The sequence below is a fragment of the Azospirillum picis genome (assembly GCF_017876115.1).
Lineage (GTDB): Bacteria > Pseudomonadota > Alphaproteobacteria > Azospirillales > Azospirillaceae > Azospirillum > Azospirillum picis.
Window position 1 is genome coordinate 1 of record NZ_JAGINO010000028.1, and the last position, 22,200, is coordinate 22,200.

At 65.9% G+C, this 22,200-nt stretch carries 18 protein-coding genes and 1 pseudogene; 15 read left to right on the forward strand and 4 right to left on the reverse strand.

Going from position 1 to position 22,200, the window contains the following annotated elements; translation table 11 throughout:
* The 5 genes from J2850_RS27225 to J2850_RS27245 form a co-directional block, all read left to right on the forward strand.
* The coding region (locus tag J2850_RS27225) for a hypothetical protein (protein WP_209989265.1) at positions 1-185 on the forward strand (185 nt) is incomplete at its 5' end.
* A 389-nt stretch (positions 186-574) separates the two neighbouring features.
* Positions 575-2,272: a monovalent cation:proton antiporter-2 (CPA2) family protein gene (locus tag J2850_RS27230; protein WP_209989268.1), complete on the forward strand. Its 1,698-nt coding sequence runs from the start codon at positions 575-577 to the stop codon at positions 2,270-2,272.
* Between the two features lie 197 nt (positions 2,273-2,469).
* Positions 2,470-2,610, forward strand: coding sequence for a hypothetical protein (locus J2850_RS27235; RefSeq protein WP_209989270.1), 141 nt, complete (start codon positions 2,470-2,472; stop codon positions 2,608-2,610).
* A gap of 38 nt (positions 2,611-2,648) precedes the next feature.
* Positions 2,649-4,466, forward strand: coding sequence for a hypothetical protein (locus tag J2850_RS27240; RefSeq protein ID WP_209989273.1), 1,818 nt, complete (start codon positions 2,649-2,651; stop codon positions 4,464-4,466).
* A 141-nt stretch (positions 4,467-4,607) separates the two neighbouring features.
* The gene (locus tag J2850_RS27245) at positions 4,608-5,459 is read left to right on the forward strand and encodes a DUF3891 family protein (RefSeq protein ID WP_209989276.1); all 852 of its coding nucleotides are present in this window, start codon (positions 4,608-4,610) and stop codon (positions 5,457-5,459) included.
* A gap of 49 nt (positions 5,460-5,508) precedes the next feature.
* Here J2850_RS27245 and J2850_RS27250 read toward each other — a convergent pair whose 3' ends face one another.
* The gene (locus J2850_RS27250) at positions 5,509-8,880 is read right to left on the reverse strand and encodes a PAS domain S-box protein (protein ID WP_209989278.1); all 3,372 of its coding nucleotides are present in this window, start codon (positions 8,878-8,880) and stop codon (positions 5,509-5,511) included.
* A 385-nt stretch (positions 8,881-9,265) separates the two neighbouring features.
* On the opposite strand from J2850_RS27250, the gene J2850_RS27255 reads away from it, so the two are divergent.
* From J2850_RS27255 to J2850_RS27270, 4 genes are all read left to right on the forward strand, one after another.
* Complete coding sequence (locus tag J2850_RS27255; protein ID WP_209989282.1) at positions 9,266-9,931, forward strand: HAD family hydrolase; 666 nt, start codon at positions 9,266-9,268, stop codon at positions 9,929-9,931.
* A gap of 639 nt (positions 9,932-10,570) precedes the next feature.
* Positions 10,571-11,650: an aldose epimerase family protein gene (locus J2850_RS27260; protein WP_209989285.1), complete on the forward strand. Its 1,080-nt coding sequence runs from the start codon at positions 10,571-10,573 to the stop codon at positions 11,648-11,650.
* Positions 11,651-11,703: 53 nt separating this feature from the next.
* A complete protein-coding gene (pyk, locus tag J2850_RS27265; protein ID WP_209989465.1) occupies positions 11,704-13,203 on the forward strand; it encodes a pyruvate kinase in 1,500 nt (499 codons plus the stop codon).
* Between the two features lie 178 nt (positions 13,204-13,381).
* Positions 13,382-13,726 (forward strand): hypothetical protein, encoded by a 345-nt coding sequence (locus J2850_RS27270; RefSeq protein WP_209989288.1) that lies wholly within the window; start codon positions 13,382-13,384, stop codon positions 13,724-13,726.
* 52 nt (positions 13,727-13,778) lie between these two features.
* On the opposite strand, the gene J2850_RS27275 is transcribed toward J2850_RS27270, so the two are convergent.
* Positions 13,779-14,807 (reverse strand): helix-turn-helix domain-containing protein, encoded by a 1,029-nt coding sequence (locus J2850_RS27275; protein ID WP_209989290.1) that lies wholly within the window; start codon positions 14,805-14,807, stop codon positions 13,779-13,781.
* A 257-nt stretch (positions 14,808-15,064) separates the two neighbouring features.
* On the opposite strand from J2850_RS27275, the gene J2850_RS27280 reads away from it, so the two are divergent.
* Complete coding sequence (locus J2850_RS27280; RefSeq protein ID WP_209989293.1) at positions 15,065-15,379, forward strand: hypothetical protein; 315 nt, start codon at positions 15,065-15,067, stop codon at positions 15,377-15,379.
* Between the two features lie 840 nt (positions 15,380-16,219).
* Here the strand turns inward: J2850_RS27280 and J2850_RS27285 are convergent.
* On the reverse strand, positions 16,220-16,384 hold the full coding sequence (locus J2850_RS27285) for a hypothetical protein (protein ID WP_209989295.1): 165 nt from the start codon (positions 16,382-16,384) through the stop codon (positions 16,220-16,222).
* Positions 16,385-16,593: 209 nt separating this feature from the next.
* Here J2850_RS27285 and J2850_RS32385 point away from each other — a divergent pair.
* From J2850_RS32385 to J2850_RS27300, 4 genes and pseudogenes are all read left to right on the forward strand, one after another.
* Positions 16,594-16,824 (forward strand): annotated as a pseudogene (locus tag J2850_RS32385) (SwmB domain-containing protein); the annotation flags it as partial.
* Positions 16,825-17,400: 576 nt separating this feature from the next.
* Positions 17,401-18,816, forward strand: a complete 1,416-nt coding sequence (locus J2850_RS27290) for a hypothetical protein (protein ID WP_246513625.1) — start codon at positions 17,401-17,403, stop codon at positions 18,814-18,816.
* Positions 18,817-19,317: 501 nt separating this feature from the next.
* Positions 19,318-19,701: a site-specific integrase gene (locus J2850_RS27295; protein WP_209989299.1), complete on the forward strand. Its 384-nt coding sequence runs from the start codon at positions 19,318-19,320 to the stop codon at positions 19,699-19,701.
* A gap of 313 nt (positions 19,702-20,014) precedes the next feature.
* A complete protein-coding gene (locus J2850_RS27300; RefSeq protein WP_211114036.1) occupies positions 20,015-20,317 on the forward strand; it encodes a hypothetical protein in 303 nt (100 codons plus the stop codon).
* A gap of 464 nt (positions 20,318-20,781) precedes the next feature.
* On the opposite strand, the gene J2850_RS27305 is transcribed toward J2850_RS27300, so the two are convergent.
* The gene (locus J2850_RS27305) at positions 20,782-20,931 is read right to left on the reverse strand and encodes a hypothetical protein (RefSeq protein ID WP_209989304.1); all 150 of its coding nucleotides are present in this window, start codon (positions 20,929-20,931) and stop codon (positions 20,782-20,784) included.
* Positions 20,932-21,426: 495 nt separating this feature from the next.
* Between J2850_RS27305 and J2850_RS27310 the strand changes: the two genes are divergently transcribed.
* Positions 21,427-22,188: a helix-turn-helix transcriptional regulator gene (locus J2850_RS27310; RefSeq protein WP_209989306.1), complete on the forward strand. Its 762-nt coding sequence runs from the start codon at positions 21,427-21,429 to the stop codon at positions 22,186-22,188.
* The last annotated feature ends 12 nt before the right edge of the window (positions 22,189-22,200 follow it).

The following is a 22,200-nucleotide window of genomic DNA, read 5'->3' on the forward strand; positions in this document are numbered from 1 at the left end:
CACAGACGATCCTCGATTGTGCCAAGCCCCTTCCAGAACCAGCACCACCCAGGCCGCAACGGCTACCAACTGCCGCCGCCTGCGCATCCCTTCTCGATTTCACGATCTACAATGTCCAAGATCCATCCCCGAACCAGACGCACCACCGGACCGGTAAACCGGTTCACGACGGTCTGCGTTTCTGATCGGAGGAGCGCCGACCGACCGGCCCGCGCTGGCAGGCAGCTTTTCTAGCTCTTTCAGTCGATAGGGTCAAGCCCTTTTTTCGACCGCTTCGCCGACTGGTCGGTAAAGCATTGAACCGGAACGCACCCACCCCCCATCGATCGGGGTACCCTGCCGCCGCCGCATCCTCTTTCGAGGTGCCGGCATCGGCCGAGGGGCGGGTGTATACGCAGCCCCGCGCGCCTCGTCCAGCGGAAAATTATGCTGTTTTGAAAAATAGGCCCGGCAGCCGCGCGGGATTCACGGTGACGGTTATTTTCAAAACAATCCGCGCCCCGTGGACTTGCGGGACGGCCTGGCAGCGGATCATACAGGGGCGCCCTGTCCTCCCGCCTCCTCATGATCGGCCATGCACGACCCGTCCCTCCTGCTCGACGTCCTTTTCCTGCTGCTTGCCGCCATCCTGGTGGTGCCCCTGTTCCAGGCGCTCCGCATCCCGGCCGTCCTCGGCTATCTGGTGGCCGGCGCCATCCTGGGACCGCACACGCCCGGCCCCGTGGTCGACCTTGCGGTGCCGCAGGTCCTGTCGGAGTTCGGCGTGGTCTTCCTGCTCTTCGCGATCGGGCTGGAGCTGCCGGTGTCGCGTCTGCGGGCGATGCGGCACTACATCTTCGGCCTCGGGCTGATGCAGGTCGGCCTGACCAGTGCGGCCATCGGCACCGCCGCCTGGATGTTGGGCCTTGCGCCGGAGGCATCGATGATCATCGGCGGCATGCTTGCCTTCTCCTCGACGGCAACGGTGCTGAAACTGCTGGTCGAGCGTGGGGAAACGGTTGCCCGCTTCGGGCGCATCTCGGTTGCCGTGCTGATCTTCCAGGACTTGGCGGTGGTGCCGTTGCTGACGCTGTTGCCGCTGCTTGCCGATCCCGACGCCAGCATTCCGCTGGCGCTCGCCTTGGCCGGGGTCAAGGCGGTGGCGGCGATTCTCCTCATCATGCTGCTCGGCCGCTTCGTCGTCAGGCCGGCCTACCGCTTCATCGCCTCGGCCGGCAATCCTGAGCTGTTCACCGCAACCAACCTGTTCGTCGTGCTGGCGGTCGGCTGGCTGACCGCCGAGGCCGGCATGTCGATGGCGCTGGGCGCCTTCCTGGCCGGCATGCTCCTCGCCGATACGGCCTACCGCCATCAGGTCGAAGCGGACATCGAGCCTTTCCGCGGCCTGTTGCTCGGCCTGTTCTTCATGACCGTCGGCATGTCGCTCGATCTGCCGGCCATGCTGGAGGAAGCGCAGGCGATCGCCGCCCTGACCGCCGCCCTGCTGGTGGGCAAGAGCCTGCTGCTGTTCCTTCTCTGCCGCCTGTCGGGGCTCGGGGTGGCAACGTCGCTGCGCATCGGGCTCCTGCTGTCGCAGGGCGGCGAGTTCGCCTTCGTGCTGATCGGCAAGGCCGTCGGGCTCGCCGTCCTGGACGGGCACACCGGCCTGCTGCTGTCCTCCTCCGTGGCGCTCAGCATGGCGGTGACGCCGGCCATCGGCGCACTGGCCCAGCGGCTGGCCCAGGCGATGGAGGCACGCATGGGCGCCGAGGCGTTCGGCATCGAGACGAGCGACCTGAAGAGCCATGTGCTGATCGCCGGCTACGGCCGGGTCGGCAAGGCGGTGGCCCGCCTCCTGACCGAGCATGACATCCCCTACGTCGCGCTGGACCTGGAGCCGCAGCGGATCGCCGCCGCCCGCGCCGACGGGCTCCCGGTCTATTACGGCGACGCCAGCCAGGCGAGCGTCCTGCGTGCCGCCGGCATCGAGCGGGCGCGCGCCGCCGTCATCACCCTCAACCGGCCAGAGGCCTCGCAACGGGCGGTCGAGGCGATCCACGACGCCGCGCCGTCCCTGCCGATCATCGCCCGCGCCCACGACCTCGGACAGAGCGCGACCCTGGTCGAGGCCGGCGCCAGCGCCATCGTGCCCGAAACCATGGAAGCCAGCCTGCAGCTCGCCGGCCTCGTCCTGCGCAGCGCGGGCATCGATGCCGCCGCCATCGAGAGCAGCCTGAAATCCTGTCGCGACGGCAACTACGGCGCCTTGGCCGAGCTGGCGAGGAAGGACTGAGGCGGGCCGGTGCCGGATGAGGTTCGTTGGCGGTAGGACGGCAACGCACGGGAACACTCCCATCCGGCAGGTGGCCGGCAACGGCATGCCGGATGGGGGATCGCGGACGGATCCCGCAACCTTGCGTCGATCACCCTGTTGACGAAGGCGCGACAGCGACACGATGCAACAGACACGACACAAGGAACCGATCGACCATGAACGGCCCCTCCCGGAAAGTAGGCACTGAACTCCCGAAGGCCGGCACCTCGCGGGGGCTCGGCCGGTCCAACATGTGGTGGATCCTCGGCGTGCTCGCCGTGATCGCCCTGCTGCTGCTGTTCTTCCCCACCTGGTGACGGCCGGTACCGGCAGCGAGAGGACGGCAGCATAAGCGATGCTGGTCTACGGCGACCTGGAGTGCCACGAGGATCCGCAGGAGCGCATCCGACGCATCCGCTCCGGCCTTGCCACCATCCCGCCGGCGATGGGCTTCGGTACAAGGCCGACCGCTGCCGGCCATGGCGGGTTGGTGGCGCTTTTCATCGAAGCGGCGGAATTGGCCCAGGGGCTGGCCGATCACGGGTTCGAGGCGGCGGGGGAGGATGCCCCTACCCCGCTGCAGGATGCGGCGATGGCGCTCGTGATGGCCCTGGCGCTGCGGGTCGCCGCCTCCTGGAGCGCCTTCCCGGTGAACGGGGCCGCAGCGATGGCAGCCTTGGAGCGCCTCTCCCGCCTGTCCCTTCCCCCCCGCATCCGCATGCGCCGGGCCGAGGGCCACGCTTTCTACGCCCTCTACCCCGAAGCCTATCTGGCGGCGGCGAAGCGGCTGCCGCCGCGCTTCCACCAAGCCCCGACGATCATAGGCCTGCGCAGCATCGGCACCGGCCTGGCCGCCATGGCGGCGGTGGCGCTGAACGCTCCGCCGCCCGTCACCCTCCGGCCCACCGGTCACCCGTTCCGCCGCGAACTGCGCCTTTCGTCGGGCCTGCGCGCCTCCCTTCTCGCCGATCCCGATGCCCATTACGTCGTCGTCGACGAAGGCCCGGGCCTGTCCGGAAGCTCCTTCGGCGCAGTGGCCGACTGGCTGGAGGCGCAGGGCGTGGCGTCCGGCCGCATCGCATTCCTGCCGGGACACGGCGGCGACCTTGGGGACCGAGCCTCCGACGCCCACCGCCGGCGCTGGGCGCGCGCCGCCAGGCCGGTGGTTGCGTTCGAGGAGCTTTTCCGCTCCGCCGACGGCCCGTTCCCGCCGCTGGAGCAGTGGTTCGCCGACCGGCTCGGCCCCCCCGTCTCTCCATTGAAGAGCTTGTCGGGTGGGGCATGGCGGGCCTTCCACGACGCGTCCCCCCCGACCAATCCGCAGCAGGAGCGCCTGAAATTCCTGCTCCACACCGCCCAAGGGCGCTGGTTGCTGAAGTTCGCCGGACTCGGGCGGTCCGGCAAGGCGGTGCTGGAGCGCGCCCGTGCGCTGCATGAGGCGGGATTCACTCCCGAGCCGGTCGACCTGCGCCACGGCTTCCTGGCGGAGCGCTGGCTGGAGGATGCCCGGCCGCTGGCGGACGCTCCGCCCGATGCCCTGCCACATCTTGCCGCCTACCTGTGCTTCCGCGCCCGCCATTTCCCGGCCGTCGGCGAGGCCGGAGCAGGCCTGCGCGACCTCCTGGCGATGGCGCGCACCAACATCGCGGAAGCGATGGGCGACGATGCGGCGAGCGCGCTCGACCGCTGGGAGCCGGACCTGATCGACGACCTTGCGGCCGCCCGCACCCCCGTCGTCACCGACAACCGCTTGCACCTGTGGGAATGGCTGCGGCTGCCGGACGGCCGGCTGGTAAAGACCGATGCCCTCGACCATGCAGCCGCCCATGACCTGATCGGCTGCCAGGATATTGCCTGGGACGTCGCCGGTGCCATCGTCGAATTCGGCCTGACGCCCGCGCAGGCCGATGCTCTCTGCATCAGCGTCCGCCGCGAGGTGCCGCTCGACCTGCGGCTTCTGGAGGTCTGCCTCCCCTGCTACATCGCGTTCCAGATCGGTTACTGGACCTTTGCCGCCGCCTTAGACGAGGGGGCCGCCGCGCAACGGCTGCGCTACGAGCAGCAGTGGCGCCACCGGATGGCAGAAGCGGTTTCACCCGTTCCGGCGGTTCAGTCCGCTTACGCCGCCCAGCGCGGCGAGCCGCCGGCATCCTGCGGTGCCGACGTCTGCTGACCTGCAACCACGCCTTCCGGGGTGTACCATGGGCAATGCCGGCTGCTGGGCCGCCAGCGGAGCCGATGACCAGGGTGGGGCTGGAAGCGATGGCGCCCGCCGGATGCAACCCCATTCCCGACCAGATGCCGGAGGACCGACATGCTGTTCCGCCAGGACCGCCAAGACCCGGACACCGTCATCGCCATTCCGCAGCCGAGCCACGCTTGGCTCGCGGGACAACTGCTGCGGGCCTGGGGGAACGACGCCTTCGATCCGCCCTCGCCCCGCGAAGAGGTCTGCCTGGGCGCCGAGTTGCACGACATCGGCTGGTTGTCCTGGGAAGCCGCGCCGACGCTGAACCCCGACACCGGCCGCCCGCATGGCTTCCAGGATCTGGGTCCGGAAATCCACACCGGCTTGTGGCGCGACGGCGTGCGCCGCGCGCTTGCCTTCGGGCGCTACCCGGCCCTGCTGGTGTCGCTGCATGCCGACACGATCTACACCCGCTTCTACGACTTCGACAGGGCCGAGCCGCAGGAAGCGGCGCTGGTCCGCCGCTTCCTCGACGAGCAGCACCACTTCCAGCAGGGCTGCCTGGAGGCCCTTGCAGACCCGCGCCATGCCGGTTTCGCGACCGCCGAGACGGCGGACCGCAACCGGCTGTTCGTCGCGGCAGTCGACTGGATGTCGCTGAACATCTGCTGGGGCGTGCGGGAGGTGGTGCCCATCCGCGACGTGCCGGCGGCGGGCGGACGCCAGGCGGAGTTGCGGCTCGGCCCCGTCATGGGCGAAGACGCCGACGGCTGCCGTTCCGGAGGCATCGGAAGAGATGCCGGCGAGGCGCTGTGGCTCGACCCCTGGCCTTTCGCCGGCGACCGGGTCGAGGTGCTCTGCGAAGGCCGCCGCCTGCGCGGCCGCTTCGAGGACGAGACTGCGATGCGGCAGGCGTTGGACAGCGCTCAGTCTGTCACCATTACGGCGGTGCTGACGCCGCGGCCGGGCGGCTCCTGACGGCGGGAGCGATGGAAGAACGCCCGCCCAGACGGCCGCGGTCCCGGCCTCATCCCCCGCCCGGCGCCCCCGCTTCGCTTTCCCGCAGTGCCGGCGGAAGCGCTGGCGGCGGAAACGTTGGCGGCGGAGCGGCGAGCAGGGTCTCGTGCAGCGCCTGCAGAAGGGCGTCGATCCGGTAAGGTTTGGACAGCAGGCGAATCCCCTCCGTCCGCGCGACGTCCTCGCTGTAGCCGGTGGTGAGCACCACCGGCAGGCCGGGCCGGGCCGCCACCGCCTCGCGGCAGAGGTCGACGCCGTTCAGGCGCCCCGGCATCACCACGTCCGAGAAAAGCAGATCGATCTGGACGCCGGCCGCCAGAAGCGCCAGCGCCTCGTCCGCCGTCGATGCGCGCAGCACGGTCCAGCCGGCGTCATCCAGCGCGGCGGCGACGGCGGAGGCGACCACCGGATCATCCTCCACCATCAGCACGCGGGCACCGCCGGCGAGCGGTGCGGCCGCATGATCCACTGCGGCGGAAGCCCTGGGAGCATCCTCCGAAACCCTGAGCAGCAAGGTGATGGTGGTGCCGGCGCCCGGCTTGCTGTCGATCCAGACGGTGCCTCCCGCCTGGCGGGCAAGCCCGTACACCTGTGCAAGCCCCAGCCCGGATCCTTTTCCGACCTCCTTGGTGGTGAAGAAGGGATCGAAGGCCTTCGCCAGGACGTCGGGCGGCATGCCGCACCCGCTGTCGGTGACCGACAGCCTGACGAAGTCGCCTTCCAGCCCGGCGGCCTCCGGCTGCGGCGGGGTGCCGGGACCCAAGGTCACGTTGGCCGCGTCGATCACCAGACGGCCGCCATCCGGCATGGCGTCCCGGGCGTTCACCGCCAGGTTGATCAGGGCCAGTTCGAACTGCGTCGGGTCGACCTCGATCGCGCGCAGACCAGGGGCGAAGCGGGTCTCCAGCCGGATATCGGCACGCAGCGCGCGCTCCAGCAGGCCGGACATCGCCAACACGCGGTCGCGCAGGTCGATGGGTTCTGGGCGCAGGCTGCCGCTGCGGGCGAAGCCCATCAGTTGCTGCACCAGCTTGCCGCCACGCTCAACCGCCTGGATGCCGGCCTCCAGCAGCGGCTTCACGCGCGGCTCGGCACTGCGGCGCCCGATCATCGTCAGGCAACTGCTGAGGGCCTGCAGCAGATTGTTGAAATCGTGGGCGACCCCGCCGGTAAGCTGGCCGACCGCCTCCATCTTCTGCGCATGGCGCAACTGGTCCTCGGCCCGCCGCAGCGCCGCGGCGGCGTCCTTGCGCGCCGTGACGTCGCGGCCGACGGCATGGATGAAGCGCTCATCGGGAACCGCGGTCCAGGAAATCCAGCGGTAGGAACCGTCCTTGTGCCGGTAGCGGTTCTCGAACCGCATGGTGGTCAGCCCGGCTCCCAGGCGCCCGACCTCCGTCCGCGTCGCCTCGATGTCGTCGGGATGGACGAGATCGATGAACGCGGCCCCTTCCAGATCTTCCGCCGACCATCCGAGCAGGGATGTCCAGGCCGGGTTGACCGCCGTCACGACGCCGTCGAAGCGTGCCACAAGCATGATGTCGGTGGACAGGCGCCACATGCGGTCGCGATCGGCGGTCCGCTCCGCCACGCGCTGCTCCAGCGTGGCATTCAGTTCGCGCAGCGCCTCTTCCGCCGACTTGCGGTCGGTGATGTCATAGCAGACGCCGAGGACCCTGGTCCCGGCCTCCCCCTCCTGCGCCCGCGTGGAACTGTCGCCGGTCGTGGCCTGGGTCGTGGCCTGGCCACGCCGGGCGATCCAGCGCATCTCTCCCTCATCCGGCCGAATGATGCGGTATTCGATGTACCCCATCCCATCGGTCGGCACCCTGCCGCCCTGAAGCGTGGTCAGCCGCGGCCGGTCCTGGGGATGGATCAGTTCGACCAGTTCGGCCAACGGCACGAGCGGTCGCGGCGCGATGCCCCACAACCGGCAGAATTCCGGCGAAACCGCCAGGAAGCCGTCCCCCCGCAATTCGAAGGTGCCGATTCCGCCCGCCTCCTGCGCAACGCGGAGCCGCTCCTCGCTTTGGCGGCGGGCCTCCTCCGCCTGCCTGGCTTCGGTGACATCGCTGCCCTGGACGAAGATCCCGGCGACCCTGCCGTCCGCGTCGCGGATCGGCTGCATCACGAAGGTGACGAACCGCTCTTCCGCCTTCCCGCCGGGATGCCGCGTCAGCCGGACCGGCATGGCATGACCGACATAGGGCTCTCCGGTGGCGAAGACGTGGTCGGCCAGTTCGAAGAAGCCCTGCCCGTCGATATCGGGAAACGCCTCGCGCAACGGCCTGCCGATGATGTCGCGCCGGCCTACGAGATCGAAATAGGCGTCGTTCGCCATCTCGTAGACATGGTCGGCGCCGCGCCAGACATACATGAAGCCGGGAGCCTGACGGAACAGCTCGCGCAGGCGCCGGCCTTCCGCCTGGAGATGCTGGTTGGCGCGGCGCAGGTCGGCCTCGGCCTGCACGCGCTCCAGCGCCGACCATGTGCGCTCCGCCACCTCCATCGCCAGTTCGATCTCGTCGTCGCGCCAGTGCCGCGGAGCAAGGTCGTGGACGTAGAGCACCGCCACCATCCTGCCCAGCTTGACCAGGCTGACCGTGATGGAGGAATGGCACTCCGGGTCACCGAAGGGAACCAGACGGCCATGGGCCGCGGTCCTCGGATCGCTGCAGGAGTCGGCGATGGCCAGCGCCTCCCCCCGCCGCAGCGCCGACAGCAGGTCCGGCGCGACCGCCGTCAGGTCATGCGTGCCGGCGTCGGGCTGGACCGTCCCGTCGCTCCAGCTCAGCATCGTGGCGACCCGCCCCTCGGCCTGATCGACGACGCCGTAGCCGACGCGCCTGGCACCGAGATACCGGCCCAGCGCCTCCTCCGCGGCGGTCACCACCTCCAGCGGGTCGGACAGTTCGCGAAGCCGCTGCTCCAGTTCGACGTGGAAGGCCATGCGCTGTTTGGCCAGCACGGAGGCGGTGGTCTCGATCACCGCGCAGAAAACGCCCGCCACGACCCCGGCGTCATCGGCAAGCGGAGTGTAGGAGAAGGTGAAATACGCATCCTCCCGATAGCCGTAGCGCTCCAGCGGCACCAGCAGATCCTCGTGCCACAGCGCCTCGCCGGCATAGGCGCTGCCGACCAGCAGCGATACCTGCGGCCAGGCATCAGACCAGATCCGGGCCATCGGGCGGCCCAGCGCCTCCGGATGCCGAGGGCCGAGAATGGGGGGATAGGCATCGTTGTAGAGGAAGGTGACCTCCGGCCCCCAGCCGATGAACATCGCCTGCCGCGACCGCAACATCAGGGCAACCGCGGCCCGCAGGCTCTGCGGCCATGTCTCCGGCACCCCGAGCGGCGTCGCGGCCCAATCATGGGCACGCATCCGCCGGCTCATCTCGCCGTCACCCGGGAAAACGGAGGCGATCGCGGGATCCTGCGAAGGATCGGACGGCGGGGTCATCGGCGGGAAGCGGAGAAAGCGGATATCCTATGGCCTTGAACGTCCATCGAATGCCGGTGGCTCGGTGAGTTGCAGAGTGCGGGATTATCACATGGCCTCTTGCCGGCTGTAGCTGACCGATCGACCTATGGATTGCAGCCATATGGGCGCGGAACGCCCTGCGACCGTCACCCGGCCGCGGCCCGTCCTGCCGTCCGCGCGCTCCCATGCCTAGGAAGGACGCGCAGCCGGGCGGGCGGCGGTTTCCTTTCCAATTCGGCGGCGCCTGTGCATCCTTGCCACCACCTTACCGGAACCGGATGCCGACATGACCCTGCCCTGCACCGCCGTCCTGTTCGATTTCGATGGCGTCATCGTCGAGTCGAACGCGATCAAGCTGACGGCCTTCCTCGCCCTCTATTCCGGATCCGGACGCGACGTGGAGCACGCGATCGCCGACTTCTACCACCGCAACGGCGGGCTGCCGCGCGAACGCATGCTCCACCATTTCGATCAGGTGCTGCTGGGCCGGCCACGCGACGACGCGCGGGTGCGGGAGATGGCGCTACGGGTCGGCGCGATGGTGGAAGACGCGGTCTCCGCCTGCCCGGAGGTGCCGGGCGCACTCTCCTTCATCCGCCGCCACAGTGCCGCAAGGCCGCTGTTCATCGCTTCGGGTACGCCGGAACCGGAGTTGCGGCGGATCGTCGACCGCCGCGGCTGGTCGCCGCTGTTCGCAGAAGTGGCCGGCAGCCCGCGGCACAAGACCGATGTGGTCGCCGACCTGATCGCCCGCCACCGCCTGGAGGCCAGCCGCAGCGTCTTCGTGGGCGACGCCCTGACCGACCTGGAGGCCGCCGAGGCCAACGGCCTTGCCTTCATCGGCATCGTGCGTCCGGGGGCGGAAAACGTCTTCCCGCCCGGCACCCGCATCGAACCCGACCTCGCCGCCCTCGACACCGCCATCATGGACGCCGTCGGCTTCAGCAACTGACCGATGTGCGCAGCCGGCAACGTCGCAGGCATCCGCCCGCACCACTGCCGGCGCGCTCGCGCAGCGGACGGTTCCCGGCGCGGCGGGATGACGGACAATCAAGGAGCCCTGCCGTCCTTGACTGGACCGGTGACGGGGCCGCGACACGCCATTGCCTGTTGCAGGACCGCTGCGCCAGGGCGCGCTTCAGTCGAACGCTCGACACCTGCAGGACTTGCCTTGCGCCGTGCGTGCCTCGTCCTGGCGCCACGATTGTGCCGCGATGGACTCATGGGCCCGTTCTGCGGGCTTCGACCGCGCCGGCCCGCCGATCATTCTTCCAACATTCCCTGTCTTCTTGTGAAGGGCAGGCATTTCGCGCCATGCAGCGCTGGAGTGATCGACGCACCATTGCGGCAGCCGCCCCTTCCCCCAATTCCCCGGCGCCGCTGCGGCAAACTGTCCGTCATCCCTTGCACACCCCCGAACCGGTTTGCCAGCACCTCTAATATATTAGTATAATAATCCCGTTGCTTCCAATGAAGGCGCATGACCATGACTGCCGATCCATTGGAAACGGCGCTGCTCCTGCGGATCGTCGTGATGCTGGGGCTGCTGGTCCTCGGCTTCCTGTAATTCCACAACGCAAGGGTTCCGGCCATGGCGGGCTATTCCGATCTCGATCGCGGGAATTTCCGCACCACAGTCGACGGCAAGCAGGTGGACCTGTTCACGCTGCGCAGCCGGACCGGCATGGTGGCGCGGATCACCAACTATGGCGCCAAGATCGAGCAGATCCTGGTGCCTGACCGCCAGGGCGTCCTCGGCGACGTGGTCCAGGGCTATGACGGCATCGATGCGGTCATGCAGGGCCAGCCGTCGATGGGCTCCTTCATCGGCCGATATTGCGGACGTATTCCCGGAGGCCGCTTCACGCTGGACGGCGTGGCACAACAGGTGGCCGTGAACAGCCCGCCGAACTGCCTGCATGGCGGCCAGCGCGGTTCGCGCTTCCGCGTCTTCGACGCCCGTCCGATCGACGATGCCAGCCTGGAGCTGTCCTACGTCTTCCAGGACGGCGAGGAGGGCTTCCCCGGCACCTTGCCGCTGCGCCTGGTCTACAGCCTCGGCGACGACAACGCGCTGACCATTTCCTGGACCGCGACTGCGGCCGACCGCACCACCGTCGCCAACTTCACCGACCATACCTTCTTCAACCTGTCCGGCGACGGCGGCTCGTCGATCCTCGACCATGTCGCCACCATTCCCGCCAGCCGCTATCTTTCGCTCGACGCCAACGGGGTGCCGACCGGGGAGTTGGTCGACGTCGCCGGCACGCCGCACGACTTCCGCGAGCCGGCGGCCTTCGGCGCCCGCATCGGCGCCGATGACCGCATGCTGGCGCTCGGCAAGGGCTACGACCTCCACTATGCATCCGACCGGCCGGCCGGCGGCGGCGAGCCGGCCCGCCAGGCGCTGGTCGTTCATCCCGCCAGCGGCCGGACGCTGGAGGTCCTGTCCACCGAACCCGGCATCCAGCTCTACACCGGCAACGCGCTCGAGGGGAAAACACCGCGCGACCTCGGCAAGGGCGGCACGCTCTATGGCCGCCACAGCGGCTTCTGCCTGGAGCCGTCGCGGTTCCCCAACGCCGTCAACATCCCGTCCTTTCCTTCGACGGTGCTGCGGCCCGGCGAAAGCTATGCCGGGTCCATCGTCTACCGTTTCGGCGTGGCGTAAGGCGCCGGCCGCAACCCTCCTTCGGAGCCTGCCATTCCATGAGCACCGATCCCATGACCACCGAGATGCCGATCCGCCGCTACCGGCAGACCAAGATCGTCGCCACCCTCGGCCCCGCCTCCTCGACGCCGGCGATGATCCGCCGCCTGTTCGAGACCGGCGTCGACGTCTTCCGCCTGAATTTCAGCCACGGCAGCCACGAGGACCATGGCGACCGTCTCCGCGCCATCCGGGCGCTGGAGGCGGAAACCGGCCGCCCCATCGCCATCATGGCCGACCTGCAGGGCCCGAAGCTGCGGCTCGGACGCTTCGCCGATGGGCCGGTCGCGCTGGCACCCGGCCAGCTCTTCCGCCTCGACCTGTCGGATGAGCCGGGCAACGCCCGTCGGGTCGGCATGCCGCACCCCGAGATCTTCGCCGCCCTCGTGCCGGATGCCGAGCTCCTGCTCGACGACGGCAAGGTGCGGCTGCGGGTGACCGCCTGCGGCCCAGACTACGCCGAGACGGTGGTGGTCTCCGGCACGCGCCTGTCCGACCGCAAGGGCGTCAACGTGCCGGGGGTGGTGCTGCCGCTCTCGCCGCTGACGGAAAAGGATCGCAGGGACTTGGCCTTCGCCCTCGACCAAGGGGTGGACTGGGTGGCGCTCAGCTTCGTCCAGCGGCCGGAGGACGTGGCGGAAGCGCGACGGCTGATCGCCGGCCGTGCCGCCCTGCTGTCGAAGCTGGAGAAGCCCCAGGCGATCCAGCATCTCGACCATATCGTCGAGCTGTCGGACGGCGTCATGGTCGCACGCGGTGACCTGGGCGTGGAGATGCCGCCGGAGGACGTGCCGTCGTTGCAGAAGCGGATCATCCGGTCCGCCCGTGCCGCCGGCAAACCGGTGATCGTCGCCACGCAGATGCTGGAATCGATGATCGGCGCCCCCGCTCCCACGCGGGCCGAGGCGTCCGACGTGGCGACCGCCGTGTTTGACGGCACCGACGCGGTGATGCTGTCGGCGGAAACCGCCTCGGGCGAGTATCCGGTGGAGGCGGTGTCGATCATGGACCGCATCGCCCGGCGGGTCGAGAACGACCCGCTCTACCGCGCCATGATGGACGCCCAGCACGCCGACCCGGAGCAGACGGCGTCCGATGCCATCACCGCCGCGGCCCGGCAGGTCGCCCACACCATCAGCGCGGCGGCAATCGCCACCTACACCACGAGTGGCTCCACCACGCTGCGCGCCGCCCGCGAACGGCCGGAGGTGCCGATCCTCTGCCTGACCGCAGCCGCCTCGACCGCGCGGAGGCTGGTCCTGGCCTACGGCGTCCACGCCGTGCTGACGGAGGATGTGCAGAACTTTTCCGACATGGTGCACAAGGCGTCCCGCCTCGCGCATGTCCATGGCCTGGCCACCGAGGGCCAGCGGCTGGTGATCACCGCCGGCGTCCCCTTCGGCATGCCGGGCTCGACCAACATCCTGCGCATCGCCTGGGTGGAGGCCCCGGCCCGGCCCGAGCGTCGGCAGGACAGCACGGTCCGGCAGCCCCGCGAACTGGCGGACGCCTGACCTCCACCGGCACGGCCCGCTCCCGCGGGTCGTGCCGCCGCCTGCGTCGCTCCCGACCATCGTTCCCGGCCATCGCCTCGGACAACCGCCTTCCGGCCGCATCGGCGCAACGCCGTCCGGCCCCGGCTGTTCTGATGAGGGCCCGTGTTCCCCCAAGGGCCAGATCCGGAGAGAGACCATGGCAAAGACCACCACCGACCACGACGAGATCCGTCGCTGGGCCGAAAACCATGGCGGCAAGCCCGCCGTCGTCCGCAGCACCCATGACGAGGGCAAGGAAGGCGGCGGGAGAAGCGGCCGCAGCCGCAAGACCGGGGTCGGCCTGCTGCGCCTGATGTTCCCGAAGGCGCGGCAGTCGCACCACGATGAATTGGAAGAGATCGGGTGGGAGGCGTTCTTCAAGCAGTTCGAGGAAGCGAAACTCGCGCTGCTGTACGAAGAGGACTCCAATTTCAACAAGCTGGTCGGTCGTGAAACCGCCGAAAAGCGCGACCACGGCGACAACAAGGCCGCCCGGCATTGAACGAGGCCGGCCCCGCGGCTTGGTAAGGCGGCGGCCTCGGCAGGCGGAAGGATCAGGCTCTCAACCGCCGCAGCCAGTCCGGAAACCCGCCGTCGATGCCACCATCGGTCCCGGCGTCGCCTGCCGCGGTCCCTCCGGCTCCCGCAAGGCGCGCACCGTAAGCCCCGGCGCGCGCCTCCGACGGGGTGCAGCCGAACGCCCGGCGGAAAGCGCGGCTGAAGTGCGCCTCGCTGCCGAAGCCGAAGGAGAAGGCGATCTCACCGATCCGGCGCGGGTCGGCGGCATCGGACAGGCACTCGCGGACGCGAAGGAGGCGGCGCCCCAGGATATAGCGGGCGACCCCCTGGTGCGGTTCGAACAGCGTGTACAGCGCCGAACGCGACAGCCCCAGGGCCAGACACAGCCGGTCGGCCGACAGGCAGGGATCCGTCAGGTTCGCATCGATGTAGCGCCGGGCCTGCATCATCAAGGTGGCCGCGATCTGCGGCCTTGCCTGCACGAGCGCGTCGTGGCTGGGAGCGAGGCAGGCCGCGACCATGTCGCGGATGGCGCGCGCGACCTGCGGCGCCTCCCCGGTCGTCGCCGATTGCACGGCGCCGGCAAGCGACCTCATGTGGTCGGCCAGCAGCCGTCCCATCACGCCGCCCGGCCGCGTCCCGTGCAGGGCGTCGGCCCGCGGCAGCATGCCTGTCATGATGTCGCGCGGAATGATGATGCAGGCGCCATCCAGCCGCATCGGCGGCAGGTTGATCGGCTGCCCCATGTCCTTGACCAGGATTTCGTCCGCCGGATTGCCGGCCACGCCGGCACTGTCCAGCCGTACGATGAAATGGTCCATATGGTCGGAGCGGATCTTGCCTGGCGACCGGTGATAGGACAACGCGTCCACATCCATCGTCCCGACGATGAGCGGGCCGAGATGCGCGCTGGTCGCCGTACCGGAAAAGCGCCGACGCGCCTCCTGCCCCATCGTGGGGATCTCGTAGACCGTGGTCATCGCCTCCCGCCAAGCGCCGAAGCGCTCGTTCTCGGGCAGGAAACTGGTCGAGAAGCGCCGGAACGGTACGGTCTGGGTGGCCAAGGAACGATCCAGCCTTGTTCAGTATACCAACTTATTTCCCGATCCCGGCCCAACCGTCAAGGTCCGCGCCGTCAGGTCGGCAACGGCGGCTTCCCTATGCGGGATGCCGGCGCCATCGGAGCGAACGTGCCGAACAGGCAAGGAAAATTCCATTTCCCCACTTGTGAGATCTTGATCTGCCAAGGCTTCGGCGTTACTGCGGGTCGACGGTGTGTCCAACGGAGGGCGATCACGGTGGATGAAGGACTGGCGGAATAATGGAAGTCATACTCAAAGCCAATACCGAGAACATTCTGTCAGTGGACGAGACGCGGGCTCTCGCCGCGTATATTCAAGCTCTTCAGCAACGGCTGGAAAAGGCTGAGGCGGAAGTCGCAGCGTTGAACGACGCCGTCAGCAGCGCCAACCAACGGGCCCACGAAGCAGATGCCGCGGCCATCCGCATCCGTGCCGCACTAGGCTGGGCAATTGCCGAACTCACTGGCGTCCTAACCAGCAAGATGGAGGATGGCGAGCCCATTGTCCCCGAAAATATCGAGGGGAAGGTACAAGAGCACGATCCCAGAAGCTGACAGGTCATAGAAAAATATGGCCAAGCAACGCTCTTTCCTGTGCCACAGCTTGCAGATTTGCTTTCTCCACTCCGCCTCAACCCAAACGGCGTGCCTTGGCTCTTGCGATGGTTTGCTCATCATCACCCGGAGCGGGGAGAGTCAATACGATTGCCCGAGAGGTTGCCAACCTTTCGATGCGACCCGACTTTGCTTTGGTAACATGGGGAACGCCTACCATCAGGCTCAAAACCCTATGCGCAGCATATGAGTCAAATCCTCAACGCCAATGCAGCCGCGACATAAAGTTCGCCGACATCTCTATGAATACTCTGTGGAATTTGTAGCCTTTGGAAGAAGTTGCATTCTCTGAAGTATTAATCTTTTCTTCTTCAATATCTCCTGCATTCTCCCATATCTAAGAGCGCCTATCAAAACCCCGATCTGACATGTTGAAGCCGTTGATCTTCCTCAGCCTCAGTCCGGTTTTGATCCGCACTCTAAGGCTCTATGAAGACCATCATATTGCCAACGATTCTCGCAAAAGACCCCGCAACATGATGCAATTTTCGCTATTCTGTTCCTTAACAGAATACAGTCGGCATAAATACCATCAATTCCCCCCATAGAGATTTCATTAAATTTTCATGTGCTATGGCGGCGTTACGTAAAATCGGGATGCGATTTGCGCCACTTTTTTTATGACAGAAATTCGCATCTTACAAAGATCACCTGCCGCAGAAAGGTACGGTTCCAGACTGCCAGCAAAGCCCGTCACTCTCCCCGCCGCAGCTTATCCTTGGCCGCACTGGCAGCGCTCGCGCCCATCCAGTAGAACACCAAGGCGGCGGCCATTCGTGGTCAGCACCCCAGCATCAGCGAGGCGTTCGGATCCGCTTGCGCGGCCGGCGCCAACAGGACGCAGTACAGCACGATGCCGAAGGTAACCAGCACCACGAGCGGATCAGCGGCGCCCCCCCCCAAGGCGATCCGGCTGCCGGCCTTCGCCAGTTCAACCGTCTGCAAGCGGGTGCTCCGCATAGTGCGACGTTCATCACCTTCAGTTTAGTAAGATCACCGAACCACATGCTTCAGGTGGTCACATTTCGTCACACAAGGCAGCATCTCGATTCGCTATTCAATAGTATCATTCATGTTAGTTATCTAGATGAACGATGTGCCGCCTCCCTTAGGAGGCGGCAAGATTCACGCTATACTTTATTAGGGGAATAACCGTGTCGGCAGCTCTAACACATCTCTATTCTTTTGTTAGCGGCAATACCCTAATAATGGATTATGATGTCGATGTAAGTACTACTAATCCGCCGGCCGCAAGCGCCTTTACTGTTAAAGAATCTGGAAATGTAATTCCTGTTGTTGGAGTTGGGCTTTCCGGTAAGAAAGTTACATTAACTTTACAATCTGCAGTTACTTCAGGATCTGAAGTTACTGTCGCATATACGGATCCGAGCGCGGGGAATGACACGAACGCCATTCAGGATACCAGTGGACACGATGCAGATTCACTCCCAGATACCTCTGTGGATAATCCAACCATCGATATAAAAAGTAATGCATTTACGCCACTACTAATACCTCTTCATGGCTATACCGGGCAAGTCTTTACGGCTACAGGCACGAACCTTGATTCCGCAACTATATCCTTTCGATCTCCGATTCTTTCTCCACCTGTTAATTTCCGAGTTCTTCTTGTTGGATTGAACAAAAATGGCGATCAATACAATCCATCGGGCGTTCTTTCAGAGAGCGGTATTATTAATCCGGAGATAAATCTTTCCGAAACGCAAAATCTTAGAACGGAATTTAACTATTCTGGCCTTGTAATAGGTGAGCAATATGCTGTTGTCATTGACGGCGTTGATGGAATTAACGTCGTAGGAAACACCACTTTTACGTCCGCAAATACGTACAGCGGCGGGTTTTTAATAACTTACAACCACTCCGGTAACGCGACGAGAGCTGATGACTTCACGGCAAACTGGACTGAGGATCTCACGGCCGATCTTGGCGTGAGGCTGACTATGTCGGGTGGCAGCAACCCTTCTTCGCCTCCTCCTTCATCTCCTCCCAGCACCGACACCAGCAGCACGGTCGACGGAGTGACGGTCAACTCCAGTCTGGTATACAACGGCGACGGCACAGCCTCGACCATTCTCAAAGTACCGGTGGTCACCACGGAGCGCAGTGAGAGCGTCGGCAACAATGCCGTTGCCGACATCCCGCTGGCGAGCAGCGGCGGCAGCACGGTGCTGACGGCGCAACTGCCGGCCGGCTACGGCCTGACCGCCAGCGGCTCGGCAACGCCCAAGGCCGCTGGCAGTTCGCTCACCGACTTGATCCGCGAGATCAAGGCCCACACGACGGCGGGCTCGACCGACCAAGCCCAGCTTACCGGCGGCGGCTCCGGCTTCCTCCAGGGGCTGTCGGCCGACACCCCGTTGCTCGTCCAGACCATCTCGCCAAGCGTCGCCTTCCGCAGCACAACGGCGCCAGCCTCCCCATTGGTCATCAGCGGCACCCCGGCTGCGGCCGGCGGCCCGCAGACCGCCCTGGTGATCGACGGCCGCGGCCTGCCGACCGGCAGCACCATCCAGCTCCAGAACGTCGACTTCGCCGCGGTGATCGGCGCGGTGACGGTGACCGGCGGCGACGGCTCGCAGACGGTGTGGGGCGACGGCGCCAACCAGACCATCCTCCTGGGCGCCGACGACGACACCCTGCATGGCGGCGGTGGTGACGACTTCATCGGCTCCAAGACCGGCAACGACGTGCTCTACGGCGACGACGGCAACGACACGGTGCAGGGTGGCGAGGAGCAGGACCGGCTCTTTGGCAACACCGGCAGCGACCTGCTGTTCGGCAATACCGGCGCCGACACGCTGTTCGGCGGCCAGGGCGAGGACCTGCTCCACGGCGGGCGCGACGACGACCGGCTGTCGGGCGACCTCGGGGCCGACACGCTGAACGGCGACCAAGGCAATGACGTGCTCATTGGCGGTCTCGGCGACGGCAGCCTGGCCGATGCCGGCGGCGACCTGCTGCTCGGCAACAGCGGTGCGGACCTGCTGTTCGGCAATGCCGGGGCCGACACGCTCTATGGCGGGCAGGATGCCGACACGCTGTTCGGCGGTCTGGGTGATGACCTGCTGTTCGGCGACCTCGGCGACGACGTGCTGGCCGGCGACCGCGGCGCCGACACGCTGAGTGGCGGGGCGGGGGCCGACCTGTTCGTCTTCGCAAGCGGCAGCGGCAAGGACGTGATCACCGACTTCAACGCCGCCGAGGGCGACCGGCTGCGGCTGGCCGACGGCCAGGGTTACAGCCTGCGCAGCGACGGTGCCGGCAATGCGGTGATCGTCTTCTCCACCGAGGACGAGGTGGTGCTGCGCGGCATCAGCCAAGCACAGGTCCAGGCCGGCTGGTTCATGGGCGCCTAAAGCCTTGTAAAGGCGGGAAATTTTTACAAAACGCTTTGAAAGGCCACCTCGGTTAGAGGTGGCCTTTTCGATTTACCGCCGCAGCAGCCGCCTGTCCTTGATCGCGCTGAGGGTCACCACGCCACACCCTTGACCTTCTCGAAGGTCCGGTAGGCACCCAGGCACCTCACCGAGGGCGGCATTGTCGTCCTGCCGCCAATTCCGAAGGACGCGCAACCCATTCTGACGCGCAAGCAGGCGGCCAAGCTGCTCTGGACTGCTTGGCGCCGCCACCAGACTTGGCGGCGCCATTATTTCCAGCACGAGAAAGGCGGCGAACTGATCGGCAATCTATATCTGCCGCTGTTCAATCTGATCGGGCTCTATCATGGAGCTCGGAAAGAAGCGACCCTCAGCCTTCGATAGCAGCCGAACACCGAGGGAAGATATGTCGGCCTCGACCGGGGCTTCATCGACTTCAACCCGGTCAGCCGGGTGCAATCGAGGAAGAGGCGGGTCCGATTGCCTGATTACCTGATTGCCGCGCGGCTTCTGCCCTGGGTCCGCATCGCCAGAAAAATCACGCGACAATGTGCGATCGCGTGCAATGGCATGCCGATCACCGACGTGAAGACGTCCTTTACCACGGCGACGAAGGTGGCTGGATTGCTGGGAGTGCATCCGTACACCCTGCGGCATGCCTGCGTGACTTTGCTGCCGCGCGACGGCCTGGATGTGTGGCAGGTCAGCGGATTCGTCGGCATATCTCCGCAAACGGTCCAGCAGGTCTACGGACATCACGCGCCCGAACCCATGGCCGAGGCGACGACGCATGGCGCGGTCGGGTGGATACAGAAATTTTCACAAGGGCCAAAACGAAAAGGGCCTAGCCGCGGCAACGGCTAAGCCCTTGAATTCGTTGGCGGACCCGACGAGATTCGAACTCATGACCTCTGCCTTCGGAGGACACTGCCTACGAGCGATTCACTCGCCATATCAGCGCACTATGAACGTTACGCCTGCGTTATGATGGAACGAGGAACAAGGAGGAGCAACGGCTAGCGCGCAATCTTGCGCGCGGTGTGCGCGTCAAGATAAATCTCTCACGATGCCGCGTGACAGTCCGCGTGTCGCTTGGGGATCACGCGGGGCGCCGCCTAGATCAGAAGGAAGCCGCGTGGTAACCTGACGCCAGACCCGATCAACGGAGAACGGAGTGATGGACTGGCAGCCAATCGCGACAGCACCGCGCGACGGGACGCGTATCCTTGTTGCCGGCTCCGACAGGCTTCGTGCGGCCCTAGCTAAGCGCCTCCTTCCGGAAGTTCTCTGTTTTTTCGCGCATTGGTTGTACAATTCTGGGGTGTGGGTTGACGACGCCATGAATTTTTTGAACGATGAGGACTTGACCCATTGGTCGCCAGCGCCGGCTCTACCGCCCAACACCGCTCATCAGCGAATGCGCGATGCTGCAGCGATCGAGCGCTACAACGCCGACAGCAAGATCGCCGCCCAAGATTGATCGCTGGACTCCGCGCGTGGTCTAGCGCATGACGACCCCCCGACCGAGGAGGACTAATGCTGCGGCTGTGCGGGAGCGCGATAGAGCTCGCTCTGGCGATTTGCCACGCGCTTGAGCGAAACGGTTGGCGCGATGTCGTAGACATGACCGTTAGCGTCGCTGACGACCCAAGACGCTATGAGCTTGTCTCGATCACGCAGCCACATCCGCTAAATCCGCCTTCTCTGCGGTACGGCTCCTCCGCGGTACGGATGATACAGGCTCAGGGTGCCGCCGTGGCCTGAGGACGTAATCGACGCGACCCGGACCCTGCAGCTCGATGCAAAGACCAAGGCACGCGCAGCGATGATAGCGTCCGGCCAGATGATCGATATCGGCGCGCTGCGGATCAGGGCTTGGTGGCCAACGGATGTAGAGTACCGGCAAATCGATACCGCGATAGCGGCGATCGATAGAGGGGGCTATCACTCATCTGGCTCGTAGATGTCGGGCAGATCTGCTGCAGCTTCCGACATCATCTCTTCAATCGCGGCGTGGGCTGCGAGAGCCAACGCCGTCGCCTCTGCGTCGCCGACACCGGACTCAGCCAGCGCGGCGAGCAGCCGGCGCACCATCCCCGGGGATCCGACCGCCAGCGCAGAGATCACGCCCCTGACCGCGACGATGTACGTCGCCCAGCGAGGCCGGTCCGCGGCCGTGATCCACTCGTCAGGGTCTTGCCCCTGTGCTTCACACGACGCGACGCACGCGCGCACTAGCACTGGATCAGATGCATAATGCGCCGTCCCGATCCGCAGCTCATCAACCCGACGCCCCATATTCGACCACCGCCGCCGCCGTTGCGGTGGCTAGATGGGTCTACTGCCCTTGATCGTACCCATTCCAGTCATTGCGACATCCCGCCGCACCGATCGATAGAGTTCCGACGTCGGAACTTGGCTGACGGCTAACGCTCGGCGCTCATGCCACGAGAGGGAAATATTGAGCCCCCTGCAGCTGGTGGAATTCCCGGTAGGCGTTCTGAAATTCCCGACGCTTTCCCTACGCATTCCCTCGACCAAATCAACCCGCCGTGGTGTCATGACCCAGCAACAACCTGGAGCCCGGCTATGGCAATGGTGTCCGTGATACGCGGCGAGGTAAGACGTCTGCGCGAGGAGCGTGGCATGAAACAAGCTGACCTCGCCGAGATGGCCAGGGTCGACCCGAAGACACTGCGCACCATGGAGATGGCGACAAGACCGGTACGGGAGGATCTTGTCCGCAGCGTCGCCAGAGAACTCGGTGTCACGCCTGGGTGCCTGATCGAGAGCCGTGCGAATGCTGTGAGCCCGATCTACGACGAGGCCGCGCTCATATTGCGCGCTCAACCCACCGATGATCTGTTTGATGAGATCCGGCAAGCAGCGTCTGTGCGCTGGCATCTTTCTATTTCGCCGACAGCTGAACAGATCCTGAAACTGCGTATTTTTGAGGGCCGCATCGAGGCCATACGTAGTCTCGACATCGTACACGCGGACGGCAAGCTCTCCAGCCAACTCGATATCCTCGCGGCGCGCGAAGAATTGAAGACCTGGGTAGACGCCCTATGCGACGAAGGCATCAATCTGTTGTCTGGGAGCTACCTGTTTTGGGAGTACGATGAGAGCTTCTACAACCATCGCACGGTAAATTATTCCAGCATTAGGATTGTCCAGCTTGCACTATCAAACGAGAAGCAAACGACGCTAGTCATGAAGCCGGATGTCGGAACAGAGCCGCCCGCGTGGGTTCCTGACGACGGCACGCGCTATCTTCGCAACGGCGCTGAGCTTCCGATCCGCGGCCGGACGCGGGTATTCGCCGACGAAGACGAGGAACTGCCGTTTTGATCCCCGCGCTGG